This window comes from Pseudomonas sp. 2822-17 (genome assembly GCF_002742485.1).
GTDB lineage: Bacteria > Pseudomonadota > Gammaproteobacteria > Pseudomonadales > Pseudomonadaceae > Aquipseudomonas > Aquipseudomonas cyclaminis.
Map to the genome: position 1 here is coordinate 26,187 of NZ_LJRZ01000740.1, position 14,541 is coordinate 40,727.

Sequence of the window (14,541 nt, forward strand, 5' to 3'; positions counted from 1 at the left end):
AAGACCAAAACGCGATATCAACGGGCAGCGCCATCGCGAGTGGTTTTGGGCAGGATCGCCAGGAAATTATCCTTCGCCACCTTGTGGGCTACATCCTCAGGAAGCGCGTCGAGGAAGGGATCAAAGCGGCGCATTTCCTTACCCAACTTGTTGAAACGCCCTACCACGTCCGAGCCCAGCATGAAGCGCTCCGGGAAGCGCTCCACCAGCTTTACCCACTCGGGCCTGGGCTTGCCCGCGTCGTCCAGCAAGTACGGCGTGAGCATGCTCCACGACAGGTCGATGTACAGGTTGGGGTAGGCCTCCAGCATGCGGCTCAATGTGGGCAGCAAGAAGTCCATCTGGACCTGATGCCGGTGAATCTCCTTGCTGGTGCCGGCATGGGCCCAGATAAAGCGGGTGTGCGGATGATTACGCAGCGGCTCTTCAACCTCAGCCAGGTACAACGGGTTGCGCTCGCGCTTGGAGGTGATGTTCGAGTGCAGCATCACCGGCAGGTCATTTTCGGCGGCCAGATGGTAGATGCGCGTCATCGCTTCGTTATTGGCGCGCGGAGTGTCGCCCGAGGTCAGCGCGGTGAGGTCATCGTGACGGGTGAACACCTCACCAATGCCCTGCCACAGCCCTGGATCAAGATCGAGCATGCGTTGGATATGGGCAGCCGAGTTCTTGTCGTTGGGGTTGAAACCGCTCAGAAACGGATGAAAATGCGGGCGCTGTTCAGGGGTAAGCTTGTTTACAGCCGCCGCGACGATCACGTCAGTGGCGCTGTACCAATAGGCATCGGCGTCGTCACCGGCGTAGTAGCGCGGACGCTTGGGCTCGTCTTCGTGCCATTTCTTCGCCACGGGGATGCCGGAAATCATCACATGTTCGATGCGATTCTCGGCCATCGTCTTGAGCAATTTATCCATGCCCGCCGTTTCCTGGAAAAAATCCACGTAATGCAGGTGTGCATCGCTGTAGGCATAGTCGCGCGCCTGCACGGCAAGGCTAGTGGCGGTGAACAACAGGGCGAGACTCAGGCGGTTCCAGGGCACGGTAAAACCTCGATAAGGGCCAATACGGGTAGACCTTGCGCCCTGTGCCGGGGTTCATCGCGCAAAAACGCGGAACGCTGAAGTGCCAGCATGCTCTATAACTGCATGACCTTCATCCTGCCACCCTGTGAGGTTTGCCATGCCTGTTACCGTGAACACACTGAACGCTGAAAACTTCCGCCACAGCGTCAACATCAACAACCACGAGTTGTTTACCGACCTGCCCAAGAGCCTGGGTGGCGACGACTCGGCGCCCTCCCCCCACGACTACTTCGATGCGGCGCTCGCATCGTGCAAGGCCTTGACGGTCAGGCTCTACGCCCAGAAAAAAGACATCCCGCTGACCGGCGTGACCGTGGAAGTCACCCACGACGCTGCCGAAGAGCAAAAGGGCAAATACAAACTCAACGTCAAGTTGACCCTCAAAGGTGTACTCACCGACGCGCAGCGCGATGAGCTGCATCGCGTGGCAGACAAATGCCCGGTGCACAAGCTGATGACCACTGCTGAAATCAGCATCGAGACCCAGTTGTCCGAAGGCGCCTTCAGCCAATAGCGGCAACCTCGCGTCGGGCGGGTTATGCTCAGCAGCATCTAACCCGCTCAGACTGGGACGCACCATGACCACCCTCACCGTGATCCGCCCTCGCCCAGAGGATGTCGAAGGCCAGCCAATCCTGCGTCCATTGCCCTCGCGAGAATGCCGCAGCGTCGGCCCATTTGTGTTCTTCGACCACATGTTGCACACCCGCTACGCAGCAGGCAGCGGCATGAATATCCGCCAACATCCGCATATCGGCCTGTCCACGCTCACCTACCTGTTCGAGGGCGCGCTGCAGCATAAAGACAGCCTGGGTTCCGATCAGGTGGTAGAAGCCGGCGATGTCAGCTGGATGACCGCCGGTAGCGCGATTGCCCACGTGGAGCGCACACCTCAGGCGCTCAAAGCCAGTGGTTTCAGCCTGCATGGACTGCAAGTGTGGCTGGCGTCGCCCAAGGATCATGAGACCGGGCCCGGCCATTACAGCCACCATGCAGCGGCGAGCTTGCCGGTGAGTGACAATCTGGGCGTGCAGATTCGCCTGATCGCCGGCACTGGGTTTTGCCTGAAATCACCGGTGCCGGTGCTGTCGCCCACGTTGTATGCCGAGGTGCAGATGCAGACGGCCACTACCCTGCTGATCCCGGACGAGCATGAGGAGCGGGCGGTGTATGTGCTGGATGGCGAGGCACAATTGGACGGTGAGGCGCTGGACGTGCATAGCTTGGTGGTATTGCCGATCGGGCAGGAGATGACGCTCTTTGCCGAGTCCGATTGCCACCTGATGGTATTCGGCGGTGCACCGTTGGATGGGCCACGGCGGATCAATTGGAATTTTGTGGCGAGTGATCCTTTGAGGATTGAACAGGCGCGGCAGCGTTGGGCGGCTGGGGATTGGCCGACGGTACCGGGTGAAACTGAAAGAATCGAGTTGCCGGTGAGATAGCTATCAGGGGCAAGCCCCTCCCACCTTGAATGTGTTCACAGTTCAAAATGTGGGAGGGGGCTTGCCCCCGATGAGGCCGGAACAGGCCCTACAGCCTTAGCCCTTGAACACTTCATCCAACAAGTTGTGCATCGACTGGAACGCCCGCTTGGCGGTCTTCGCGTCGTACATCATCTTGCCCGGCACATTGGCGTGCGGGTCGGTGAAGGAATGCACCGCGCCGCCATAGCTCAGCAATTGCCAATCCACGCCAGCGGCATTCATTTCATCTTCAAACGCTGGCAACTGCTCTTTTGGCACCAACGGGTCGGATGCGCCGTGCAGCACCAGCACCGAGCCCTTGATGTTCTTCGCATCCGCAGGGTTTGGCGTGTCGAGGGTACCGTGAAACGACACAGCAGCCTTCAACGGCGCGCCGGTACGGGCCAGCTCCAGGGAACAGCAACCGCCAAAGCAGAAACCAAAGGTTGCCAGCTTCGAGGTATCCACCGCCGCTTCCGCCTGGCCTTGCAGTTGCGCAAAGGCCGCCTGCATACGCTTGTTCAGCAACGGACGATCATTCTTCAACGGCATCATCGCCGCGCCGGCTTCGTCACCATTCGACGGGCGCACACTTTGCCCGTACAGATCAGCGATCAGCACCACGTAGCCTTTACCGGCAACGGCCTTGGCGATCTCTTCGGCATCCGCACTCACACCCATCCAGTTCGGCGCCATCAACAAGCCCGGCAACGGGCCCTTGTGGCTGGCATCGAATGCCAGGCGGCTCTCATAAGACTGGCCATCAATCTGATAGACCACGGAACGCACAGTGACTTGGCTCATCATTTACTCCAGTTGAGGTGCAGTAGAACGAAAAAACCCGCCGAAGCGGGTTTTTCTACATCGGGGTCAAACCGACAGTTCAACCAACAGCTTGTTCAGGCGGCGCACATACGCGGCCGGATCCTTGAGGCTGTCGCCAGCGGCGAGGGCCGCCTGGTCAAAGAGGATGTGCGACAGGTCGCCAAACCGCTCTTCGCTCTGCTCGCCGTCGAGTTTCTCGATCAGCGGGTGAGCCGGGTTGAATTCGAAGATCGGCTTGGAATCCGGAACCTTCTGGCCGCTGGCTTCAAGGATCTGGCGCATCTGCATGCCCAAGTCCTGCTCGCCGATGGCCAAAATCGCCGGGGAGTCGGTCAGGCGGTGAGAAACCCGCACTTCGCTGACCGCATCGCCCAGGGCCGTCTTGATCCGCTCAACCAGGCCTTCTTTGGCCTTGGCGACTTCTTCGGCTTCCTTCTTCTCTTCTTCGGAGTCCAGGTTACCCAGGTCCAGGTCACCACGGGCCACGTCGACGAAGGTCTTGCCGTCGAATTCGTTGAGGTAGCTCATCAGCCACTCATCGATACGGTCGGTCAGCAGCAGCACTTCGATGCCTTTCTTGCGGAAGACTTCCAGGTGCGGGCTGTTCTTGACCTGGGCGTAGGTTTCGCCGGTCAGGTAGTAGATCTTGTCCTGCCCTTCCTTGGCACGTGCCAGGTATTCAGCCAGGGACACTACCTGCTCGCCGTCTTCGCCTTGAGTCGAGGCAAAACGCAGCAGGCCGGCGATTTTTTCCTTGTTGGCAAAATCTTCCGCCGGGCCTTCTTTCATGACCTGGCCGAAGTTTTTCCAGAAGCCTTTGTATTGCTCAGGCTCGTTCTTCGCCAGCTTTTCCAGCATGTCGAGGACGCGCTTGGTCAATGCCGACTTCATCGAGTCGATGATCGGGTCTTTCTGCAGGATTTCCCGCGACACGTTCAGCGACAGGTCATTGGAGTCGACCACGCCCTTGATGAAGCGCAGGTACAGCGGCAGGAACGATTCCGCCTGATCCATCACGAAAACGCGCTGCACGTAGAGTTTCAGGCCTTTCGGCGCTTCACGCTGGTACAGGTCGAACGGAGCACGGGCCGGCACGTAGAGCAGCGAGCTGTATTCCAGCTTGCCTTCGACCTTGTTGTGGCTCCAGCTCAGTGGGTTTTCGTAGTCGTGGGCGATGTGCTTGTAGAACTCCTGGTATTCCTCGTCCTTCACTTCAGTGCGAGGACGGGTCCACAGGGCGCTGGCACGGTTGACCACTTCCCATTCCTGGGCAGGCGCCTCTTCGCCTTCGGCCGCTGCTTGTTCCTTCGGCAACTCGATCGGCAAAGCGATGTGGTCGGAGTACTTCTTGATGATGTTGCGCAGGCGGTAGCCGTCGGCGAACTCATCTTCAGCGGATTTGAGGTGCAGCACGATGCGGGTGCCACGGTCGGCCTTATCGATGGTGGCGATTTCGAATTCGCCCTCACCCTTGGAGGACCAGTGCACGCCTTGGCTGGCGTCGAGGCCGGCACGGCGGCTGAACACTTCAACCTTGTCGGCAACAATGAAGGCCGAGTAGAAGCCCACGCCGAATTGGCCGATCAGGTGCGAATCTTTCTTCTGGTCGCCCGACAGATTCTTCATGAAATCAGCGGTGCCGGATTTGGCGATGGTCCCCAGATGGGTGATCGCATCGTCACGGCTCATGCCGATACCGTTGTCTTCGAGGGTGACGGTCTTGGCGTCTTTGTCGAAGCTCACACGGATCTTCAGTTCCGCGCCACCTTCCAGCAACTCAGGCTTGGACAGGGCTTCGAAACGTAATTTGTCGACAGCGTCAGAGGCGTTCGAGATCAATTCGCGAAGGAAAATTTCCTTGTTGGAATACAGCGAATGGATCATGAGGTGCAGCAGTTGCTTCACCTCGGTCTGGAAGCCCAGGGTTTCCTTTTGAGTTTCCACACTCATGGTCATCAAACTCCAATTGGATGGCAGTGGCCGCGCCCTTGAGGGTTGGCGGCGGGTTGTCATCAAAGTTGGGGGCTAAGGCCAGGATTTCAAGGGCGACTGGTTTCCTCAATTTTGAAATGCGCGCGGGCGGTGGCGATGGGTTCTGCCGGGGTGCTCTGCCACGCGGTGATAGCCACATTCGCCACCCGTCGGCCCTGGCGCCAAACCTGGCAGGTGGCGTAAGTGTCGCGGAACTGGCCGGCCCGCAGGTAATCCAGGGAAAAATCGATGATTTTCGGCAAGCCCGGCGCACCGGTAAACACCAGCAAGTGCAACGCCGCCGCCAGCTCCATAAAGCCTGCAATCACCCCGCCGTGCAGCGCCGGCAATATGGGGTTACCAATGTTGTCTTTGTTGGCGGGCAGGCGAAACAGCAACTCATCACCCAGGCGCGTGCATTCAATGCCGATCAGCCTGGCGTAGGGGATCAGCTCCAGCAGCGCTTCATAATTGCCAAGCTCATGGGCCTGTTCCAGGCGTGTCTTGAATCGATGCGTCATGCCTGCTCTCCCTTGATTGCACTGCTCAGGCCTTGGGCACCCTTGAGGCGCTTGCCCATGCGCATGAAGGTGCCTACCACATGGGCGATGGGCTGCTGCGGGTCATCCTGGTAGGCGACGCCACGGGTGAAAATCACATCGGTGGTCACCCGGTAGCATTGGGCGAAGCCATAGACCGGTTTGCGAGGCTCGGCGGTGTGCATGTAATCGATGCGCAGGTCGAGGGTCGGACACACCTCAAACTCAGGTAATACGCACAAGGTCGCCATGCCACAGGCGGTATCCATCAGGGAGGTCAGCGCACCGCCATGGATCACGCCGGTACGAGGGTCGCCGACGATAGAGGGGCCATAGGGCAAGAGCAATGTCATACCCTCCGGGTTGGCGGCGTGCACGGTAATCCCCAGCACCTGACAATGGCGCAGGGCCGAGACAAAGCGCGTCGCACGCTCTAACAATGGGTTTTCGGTCATTCGGTCTAGACTCTTATTAGCGTTGATCCGCGGAGTAGGCAGTGCGGGTGAAAGTTCCTTGGGGAGCGCTGTTTATATATCTGCGCAATTAAAGGAACTAATGCTGAACCCTCAGGCTCGAAAGGCCAGTAGATATCTTCAATAAGGAGAAACACCCCATGCGCAAGACTTTAGCTATTTCCATGATGCTCGCCGCTGCCCTCGGTCTCGCTGCCTGCGACAAAAAATCCGAAGACAAAGCCCAAGACGCCGCTGCACATTCTGAGCAAGCTCAGAAAGACATGGCGAAGGCTCAGGATAAAGTGAACGACGCTGCGAAAGAAAACGCCGATGCTGCCAAAGCTCAGGCTGAATCGAACGAAGCCGCCGCAAAAGAAGCAGCACCTGCTACTCCAGCCACCGGTTCTTAAGACCGCGGTTTGAAATAGCTTCGCTGTAAAAAGAAGCCCGCTTAAATAGCGGGCTTTTCTTTGCCTGCTGTTTTTATTGGCAGCGTTAATACGCTGAAGTTGACTAAGCCTGCTCTTTGACCGCCTCTGGCACTGGCGTATCAGTCTGCGTATACACCATCACTTGCAGCACGTCGGAATGAAACTCCCGGCGGTACAGCACGACCACTACCCCTGCACTCATCAACATGAATAACCATGGGCTGACAAACCACGCCAGCATGGTCATGCCGAAGTAGTAAGCACGCAGGCCAAAGTTGAACTGGTTGGCGGCCATGGAAATCACCCGCGCCGCCCTCGAAGCAAATGCTTTGCGCTCCTGCTCGGACACCTGGCGCTCACCGATCATTGGCGCCGACCCCACCAGCACTGCCGCGAAGTTGTACTGGCGCATGCACCAACTGAAGGTGAAGAAGGCGTAGACGAACACCAGCGCCAGGCACAACAGCTTGATCTCCGACATCCCCTGGGATGCCTGCTGCACCATGGGAATGTCCGCCAACAACGAAACCGCCCGCTCGGACGCGCCGAGCACGGTGAGAATACCGGCAAGGATAATCAACGTGCTGGAGGCAAAGAACGAGGCGTTGCGCTCCAGGTTGCCAATTACGCTGGCGTCGGCGATGCGGTTGTCGCGCAGCAGCATGCGGCGCATCCAGTCTTCGCGATACAGGTGCAGCACACTGGCCAGGCACGCTGTGTCCCGTGCCTTCCAGGTCGCATAACGGGTATAGCCGCCCCAACACAGGATGAACCAGAGGGCGGCAAGCAGGTGGACTTGATTGGTTTCGACGAACGACATGCGGGTCCTATTACACGAGGTGGTGTGACGAACGCGGTCAACATGTGGGAGCGGGCTTGCTCGCTCCCACACCTACCGTGTTTCACACTTTAGAAGCTTGTCGTCTACTAAGCATAAAAAATGCCCCATATCGATTGATACGGAGCATTTCTGCGCAGCCTTGAAAATGTGTTACGCGATCGCTTCGCTACGCTTGCCGAGCATACGGTCAATGACTACCGCAACCACCAGCACCATCACCGACGGCACCAGCCACGCCAGGCCTTGTTCGCTCAATGGCAGGTTGGCCAACGACGACGGCATCCAGCCAGCCAGGCCAGCGCCCTTGAGGGCGTCAATGCAGCCGAAGATAAACGACACCAGCATCACCGGGCCAACGATGCGGCCCTGCTCCTGCCAGAAGTCTTTGCAGAAGCTCAACGCCACCAGCACGATGCACGGCGGGTAGATCGCGGTGAGCACCGGGATCGAGAAGGCAATCAGCTTGGTAAGGCCCAGGTTGGACACAAACAGCGAGAACAGCGCCAGGATCACTACCAGTGTCTTGTAGGACAACGGCAGGATTTTGCTGAAGTACTCTGCACACGCGCAGGTCAGGCCAACAGCCGTAACCAGGCATGCCAGGGAGATCAACACCGCCAGGAAACCACTGCCCAGGGAGCCGAAAGTGTGTTGCACGTAGGCGTGCAGTACGGCAGCACCATTCGCCGCACCAGCGGCCACTTCGTGACTGCTCGCACCCAGGCGGAACAGGCTGACGTACACCAGCGCCAGGCCCACACCGGCAATCAGGCCCGCGATGATCGCGTAGCGGGTGATCAGCTTTGGCGACTCCACACCACGGGAGCGGATGGCGTTGACGATCACGATGCCAAATACCAGCGCGCCCAGGGTGTCCATGGTCAGGTAACCATTGATAAAACCTTGGGAGAACGGTGCAGCGACATATTCCGGGGTAGCGACGCCCACTTCACCGGCCGGCAGGGCAAACGCGGCAATGCCGAGGATGGCGAGCGCGATGATCTTCAGCGGTGCGAGGAAGCGACCCACGGTGTCCAGCAGGCGCCCTGGGTACAGGGACACAAAGAACACCACCAGGAAATACACCGAGCTATAGAGGAACAGCGCCAGCGGGCTTTCGCCGGTCAGCGGCGCCAGGCCTACTTCGAAGGACACGGTCGCGGTACGCGGGGTAGCGAACAGCGGCCCTACCGCCAGATACGCCGCCGCCGCAAGCAGGCCACCGGCGATCTTGCCGATCGGGCTGCTCAACGCATCCATACCGCCGCCGACCTTGGCCAGGGCGATAACGGTGACCACCGGCAAACCCACTGCGGTGACCAGGAAGCCCAATGCTGCCATCCAGACATGAGGCCCGGACTGCAAACCAACGATAGGCGGGAAGATGATGTTACCGGCGCCCACGAACAGGGCAAAGGTCATGAAGCCCAACGCCAGGATATCCTGGCTTTTCAACACTTTCATTTCGGGAAATACCACACTACTGAATCGGAATTTAGAGAGGGATTCCCTGTGGATGAGGGAAATACTGTCAGCCCTGATGGGGGCCGACCGGTCTGGCGCGGGGCTTCCTTTTGGGAGGCACACGCATAAAGAGGCGGCTAGGTTACAGAATTAGCGTGAAGAACGCACTGTTGCGGGGCGGTCTGTCCGATAAGCGACATCTCTATGTCGCGTTTTTATACTTAATCTGGCAATGCAGATAAATGTGGGAGGGGGCTTGCCCCCGATGGCGAATTGTCAGTCACTGTATTTGTTAACTGACCCACTGCAATCGGGGGCAAGCCCCCTCCCACATTTTGATCTTTATTAAACCTCAGAAAGCACAAAGGCCACCCGAAGGTGGCCTTTGCCTGGTAAAGCGTCAGCTAAGCGCGAGGCTTACTTGACAGCCCAACCGGTCAGCTCGGACAAAGCCTTGCCGATGTCTGCCAGCGAACGCACGGTTTTAACGCCTGCGTCTTCCAGGGCAGCAAACTTCTCGTCTGCAGTGCCTTTGCCGCCAGAGATGATTGCGCCAGCATGGCCCATGCGCTTGCCTGCAGGGGCAGTCACACCAGCGATGTAGGAAACAACCGGCTTGGTCACGTGTGCCTTGATGTAGGCAGCCGCTTCTTCTTCAGCCGAACCGCCGATCTCACCGATCATCACGATCGCTTCGGTCTTCGGGTCTTCCTGGAACAGCTTCAGGATGTCGATGAAGTTCGAACCTGGGATCGGGTCACCACCGATGCCGACGCAAGTCGACTGGCCGAAACCGGCGTCAGTCGTCTGCTTCACAGCTTCGTAGGTCAGGGTGCCGGAACGGGAAACGATACCGACTTTGCCTGGCAAGTGAATGTGACCAGGCATGATGCCGATCTTGCATTCGCCTGGGGTGATCACGCCTGGGCAGTTAGGGCCGATCAGGGTAACACCCAGCTCGTCGCACTTAACTTTAGCGTCCAGCATGTCCAGGGTAGGAATGCCTTCGGTGATGCAGACGATCAGCTTGATGCCGCCGAATGCTGCTTCCAGGATCGAGTCCTTGCAGAAAGGAGCTGGAACGTAGATCACGCTGGCGGTGGCGCCAGTGGCAGCTACAGCGTCTTTCACGGTGTTGAACACTGGCAGACCCAGGTGCTCGGTGCCGCCTTTGCCCGGAGTTACGCCACCAACCATCTTGGTGCCGTATTCGATGGCTTGCTGGGTGTGGAAACTACCTTGCGAACCGGTAATACCCTGGCAGATAACTTTGGTGTCTTTATTGATCAGGACGCTCATTATTTGCCCTCCGCAGCTTTGACAACTTGTTGAGCAGCGTCGGTCAGGCTGGTAGCCGCGATGATGTTCAAACCGCTTTCTGCCAGTACTTTAGCGCCCAGTTCAGCGTTGTTACCTTCAAGGCGAACAACAACCGGGATTTTCACGCCGACTTCTTTCACTGCACCGATGATGCCTTCGGCAATCATGTCGCAACGAACGATGCCGCCGAAGATGTTGACCAGTACTGCAGCGACGTTGGAGTCGGACAGGATGATCTTGAACGCTTCGGTAACGCGTTCTTTGGTAGCACCGCCGCCTACGTCGAGGAAGTTGGCTGGTTTGCCGCCATGCAGGTTGACGATGTCCATGGTACCCATGGCCAGGCCAGCACCGTTGACCATGCAACCGATGTTACCTTCCAGGGCTACGTAGTTCAGTTCGAACTTGGCAGCGTGCGCTTCGCGCGGATCGTCTTGCGACGGATCGTGGAAAGTCTTCAGCTTAGGCTGACGGTACATGGCGTTGGCGTCGATGTTGATCTTGGCGTCGAGGCAGTGCAGATCGCCATCAGCCTTGATCACCAGCGGGTTCACTTCCAGCAGGGCCAGATCGTGATCCTGGAACAGTTTGGCCAGACCTACGAAGATCTTGGCGAACTGGGCAACTTGCTTGCCTTCCAGACCCAGCTGGAAAGCCAGCTCACGACCCTGGAATGGCTGAGCGCCAACCAGTGGATCGATAGTGGCTTTCAGAATTTTTTCTGGGGTTTCTTCGGCGATCTTCTCAATGTCCACGCCACCTTCGGTGGAAGCCATGAACACGATGCGACGGCTCGAACGGTCAACGACAGCGCCCAGGTACAGCTCTTTAGCGATATCAGTGCACGATTCAACCAGGATCTTGGTGACTGGCTGGCCATTGGCATCAGTCTGGTAAGTCACCAGACGCTTGCCCAGCCACTGCTGTGCGAAGGCCTTGGCGTCTTCTTTGCTGCGAACCAGCTTAACGCCGCCCGCTTTACCGCGACCACCTGCGTGGACCTGGGCTTTGACAACCCACTCGGTACCACCGATTTTGTCGCAGGCTTCTGCTGCTGCTTCCGGGGTGTCTACTGCGTAGCCCTTGGAAACTGGCAGGCCGTATTCAGCGAACAGCTGCTTACCCTGATACTCGTGAAGATTCATGCTTTTTACCGTCTTCGTTAGGTACTGCGCATTCGGCGCTGCGCTCATTATGAGTGCCGCGCCACCTGTGACTGCTGCTTGCGCAACTTGCTGGGCTTATGGCCCGTAAAGCTGCGCAAGGCTGCGTCCAGCGGATATTCCGCGGTGAGTCTTGCGCGCAAGGCTCACGACGGGCAACTCCGCCGTGGTTTCTTATTATCTCGCTTAGCGCTTCTTGCGGTTGGCGATGTGGATGGCGCCGCCATTCACCGCCAACGCTGCTTCGTGCAACGCTTCGGACAGGGTCGGATGGGAGAAGACCATCATGCCCAGGTCCTCGGCACTGGTGCCGAATTCCATACCGATCGCGCCTTGCTGAACCAGTTCTGCAGCGCTCGGGCCAATCACGTGGACGCCCAATACGCGGTCAGTCTTGGCATCAGCGATGACTTTGACAAAACCACCGGTGTCGTTGGCTGCCATGGCACGGCCAGACGCAGCAAACGGGAAGGTGCCGACGTTAACTTCAACGCCTTCAGCTTTCAACTGCTGTTCGTTCTTGCCGACCCATGCAATTTCCGGGTGGGTGTAGATAACCGATGGGATCAGGTCGTAGTTCATCTGGGTTTTGTGGCCCTTGATGCGCTCGACAACCATGATGCCTTCTTCGGACGCCTTGTGCGCCAGCATCATGCCGCGAACCACGTCGCCGATGGCGTAGACGCCAGGAACGGTAGTCGCGCAGTGATCGTCAACGTGGATGAAACCGCGCTCGTCCATGTTCACGCCGCTGTCGGAAGCCAGCAGGTCGGTGGTCACCGGACGGCGACCCACGGCTACGATCAGCTTGTCGAACGTGATGGTCTGCTCGCCGTCTTTGTCGGTGTAGGTCACAACGACTTCTTCGCCGTTGACCTTGGAACCGGTAACGCGGGCGCCCAGCTTGATGTCCAGACCTTGTTTGGTCAGGGTTTTCAGCGCTTCCTTGGAAACTGCGGTGTCGGCAGCCAGCAGGAACGTGTCCAGGGCTTCCAGCACAGTCACTTCGGAACCCAGGCGGGACCAGACCGAACCCAGTTCCAGGCCGATTACGCCAGCGCCGATCACGCCCAGACGCTTAGGAACCGCTTGGAATTCCAGGGCGCCGGTCGAATCAACGATCACGTTCTGGTCAACTGGAGCCGGTGGAATGTCGATTGGGCGCGAACCTGGAGCCAGGATCACGTTCTCGGCTTCGATGACTTCTACGGAACCGTCAGGCTTGGTGATTTCAACTTTCTTGCCGGCCAGCAGTTTGCCGTGGCCTTGCAGGGAAGTGACGCCGTTGGCCTTGAACAAGGTCGCAACGCCGGAAGTCAGGCCTTTAACGATGTTGGCTTTACGGCCGACCATTGCTGGCACGTCCATGGTCACGCCAGCATGGTTGATACCGTGGATCGCGAAGCCGTCTTGGGCTTCGTGGAATTTCCAGGAGCTGTCCAACAGCGCCTTGGAAGGAATGCAACCAACGTTCAGGCAGGTACCGCCCAGTGCCAGTTTGCCTTCCTTGTCGGTGTATTTTTCGATGCAAGCAGTCGAGAGGCCCAGTTGTGCGGCCTTGATGGCGGCAACATAGCCGCCAGGACCTGCACCAATCACTACAACGTCAAATTTCTGCGACATGAAAATAGTTCCTCTATTTAGCAGCAAGCTTTCAAGCCACACGCCCCAGGTCAAGCCGCCCTATTCTGGCGGCCAGCCCGGAGCCTGCAGCTGCTTCTATCAGATATCCAGCAGCAGACGAGCCGGGTCTTCCAGCAGGTTCTTGATGGTCACCAGGAAAGTCACGGCTTCTTTACCATCGATCAGGCGGTGATCGTAAGACAGTGCCAGGTACATCATTGGGCGGATCACGACTTGGCCGTTGATGGCCATCGGACGCTGGATGATGTTGTGCATGCCCAGGATCGCGGCTTGCGGCGGGTTGACGATCGGGGTCGACATCATCGAACCGAAGGTACCACCGTTGGTGATGGTGAAGGTACCACCGGTCATCTCGTCGATGGTCAGCTTGCCGTCACGGGCTTTCTTGCCGAAGCCGGCGATGCCGCCTTCGATTTCAGCCAGGCTCATCAGCTCGGCGTTACGCAGAACCGGTACCACCAGGCCACGGTCGCTGGACACGGCAACGCCGACGTCTGCATAGCCATGGTAAACGATGTCGCCGCCGTCGATGGAAGCGTTGACTGCCGGGAAGCGCTTCAGCGCTTCAGTGGCCGCTTTCACGAAGAACGACATGAAGCCCAGGCGCACGCCGTTATGAGACTTCTCGAACAGATCCTTGTACTTCGAACGCAGGGCCATGACTTCGGTCATGTCGACTTCGTTGAAAGTGGTCAGCATCGCCATGTTCGACTGTGCTTCAACCAGGCGCTTGGCCACGGTTGCACGTACGCGGGTCATCGGCACGCGCTTCTCGGTGCGGTCGCCAGCAGCGAAGACAGGAGCGGCGGCAGCTGGAGCAGCAGCCTTGGCAGGCGCGGCAGCCGGAGCGTTTTTCTTGGCTTCAACAGCAGCAACTACGTCTTCCTTGGTCACGCGGCCGTCTTTGCCGGTGCCTTTGATGGAAGCCAGGTTGATGCCATTTTCTTCAGCCAGCTGACGTGCAGCCGGTGCAGCGATTGGATCTTCGCCACCCGCAGCCGGAGCAGCCGCTGGAGCCGAAGCAGCAGCCGGTGCAGCGGCGGCAGGAGCAGCAGCGCTGCCCGCTTCGATCGAGCCCAGTACCTGGTTGGACAGGACGGTGGCGCCCTCTTCGGCAACGATTGCGCCCAGTACGCCGTCAGCCTCGGCCAACACTTCCAGAACGACTTTGTCGGTCTCGATGTCGACGATCAGGTCATCACGCTTTACAGCGTCGCCTGGTTTCTTGTGCCAAGTGGCAACGGTGCCATCGGCAACCGATTCCGGGAATGACGGGGCTTTGATTTCGATAGCCATTATCTGTGGGTCCTTAAAATTCGGTTTCAGTCAGCGCGAAGGCG

The 14,541-nt window shown here is 58.4% G+C and carries 14 protein-coding genes; 3 read left to right on the forward strand and 11 right to left on the reverse strand.

Annotated features, from left to right (window positions below):
- Window positions 1-17: 17 nt before the first annotated feature.
- On the reverse strand, window positions 18-1,040 hold the full coding sequence (locus tag AOA60_RS25720; protein ID WP_099586733.1) for an amidohydrolase family protein: 1,023 nt from the start codon (window positions 1,038-1,040) through the stop codon (window positions 18-20).
- 139 nt (window positions 1,041-1,179) lie between these two features.
- Between AOA60_RS25720 and AOA60_RS25725 the strand changes: the two genes are divergently transcribed.
- Entirely contained in the window at window positions 1,180-1,596 is a 417-nt protein-coding gene (locus tag AOA60_RS25725; protein ID WP_099586734.1) for an OsmC family protein, read from the forward strand.
- 64 nt (window positions 1,597-1,660) lie between these two features.
- On the forward strand, window positions 1,661-2,527 hold the full coding sequence (locus AOA60_RS25730; protein WP_099586735.1) for a pirin family protein: 867 nt from the start codon (window positions 1,661-1,663) through the stop codon (window positions 2,525-2,527).
- Window positions 2,528-2,623: 96 nt separating this feature from the next.
- On the opposite strand, the gene AOA60_RS25735 is transcribed toward AOA60_RS25730, so the two are convergent.
- The 4 genes from AOA60_RS25735 to AOA60_RS25750 form a co-directional block, all read right to left on the reverse strand.
- On the reverse strand, window positions 2,624-3,352 hold the full coding sequence (locus tag AOA60_RS25735; protein WP_099586736.1) for a dienelactone hydrolase family protein: 729 nt from the start codon (window positions 3,350-3,352) through the stop codon (window positions 2,624-2,626).
- A gap of 66 nt (window positions 3,353-3,418) precedes the next feature.
- Window positions 3,419-5,323: a molecular chaperone HtpG gene (htpG, locus tag AOA60_RS25740; protein WP_099586833.1), complete on the reverse strand. Its 1,905-nt coding sequence runs from the start codon at window positions 5,321-5,323 to the stop codon at window positions 3,419-3,421.
- 89 nt (window positions 5,324-5,412) lie between these two features.
- Window positions 5,413-5,865 carry a PaaI family thioesterase gene (locus tag AOA60_RS25745; RefSeq protein ID WP_099586737.1) on the reverse strand — a complete coding sequence of 151 codons (453 nt, stop codon included), beginning with the start codon at window positions 5,863-5,865 and terminating at the stop codon, window positions 5,413-5,415.
- Complete coding sequence (locus AOA60_RS25750; RefSeq protein ID WP_099586738.1) at window positions 5,862-6,338, reverse strand: PaaI family thioesterase; 477 nt, start codon at window positions 6,336-6,338, stop codon at window positions 5,862-5,864. The genes AOA60_RS25745 and AOA60_RS25750 overlap by 4 nt, the downstream gene beginning before the upstream one ends.
- Before the next feature lie 158 nt (window positions 6,339-6,496).
- On the opposite strand from AOA60_RS25750, the gene AOA60_RS25755 reads away from it, so the two are divergent.
- Entirely contained in the window at window positions 6,497-6,748 is a 252-nt protein-coding gene (locus AOA60_RS25755) for a hypothetical protein (RefSeq protein WP_010211724.1), read from the forward strand.
- A 103-nt stretch (window positions 6,749-6,851) separates the two neighbouring features.
- Here the strand turns inward: AOA60_RS25755 and AOA60_RS25760 are convergent, their stop codons facing one another.
- The 6 genes from AOA60_RS25760 to odhB form a co-directional block, all read right to left on the reverse strand.
- On the reverse strand, window positions 6,852-7,589 hold the full coding sequence (locus AOA60_RS25760; protein WP_099586739.1) for a DUF599 domain-containing protein: 738 nt from the start codon (window positions 7,587-7,589) through the stop codon (window positions 6,852-6,854).
- Between the two features lie 171 nt (window positions 7,590-7,760).
- Complete coding sequence (brnQ, locus tag AOA60_RS25765; protein ID WP_099586740.1) at window positions 7,761-9,074, reverse strand: branched-chain amino acid transport system II carrier protein; 1,314 nt, start codon at window positions 9,072-9,074, stop codon at window positions 7,761-7,763.
- Between the two features lie 417 nt (window positions 9,075-9,491).
- Entirely contained in the window at window positions 9,492-10,373 is an 882-nt protein-coding gene (gene sucD, locus AOA60_RS25770; protein ID WP_010166265.1) for a succinate--CoA ligase subunit alpha, read from the reverse strand.
- A complete protein-coding gene (gene sucC / locus AOA60_RS25775; RefSeq protein WP_003210567.1) occupies window positions 10,373-11,539 on the reverse strand; it encodes an ADP-forming succinate--CoA ligase subunit beta in 1,167 nt (388 codons plus the stop codon). Before sucC ends, sucD begins: the two co-directional genes overlap by 1 nt.
- Before the next feature lie 204 nt (window positions 11,540-11,743).
- Entirely contained in the window at window positions 11,744-13,180 is a 1,437-nt protein-coding gene (lpdA, locus tag AOA60_RS25780) for a dihydrolipoyl dehydrogenase (protein ID WP_099586741.1), read from the reverse strand.
- A gap of 99 nt (window positions 13,181-13,279) precedes the next feature.
- Window positions 13,280-14,497 carry a 2-oxoglutarate dehydrogenase complex dihydrolipoyllysine-residue succinyltransferase gene (odhB, locus tag AOA60_RS25785; RefSeq protein ID WP_099586742.1) on the reverse strand — a complete coding sequence of 406 codons (1,218 nt, stop codon included), beginning with the start codon at window positions 14,495-14,497 and terminating at the stop codon, window positions 13,280-13,282.
- Window positions 14,498-14,541: the final 44 nt, after the last annotated feature.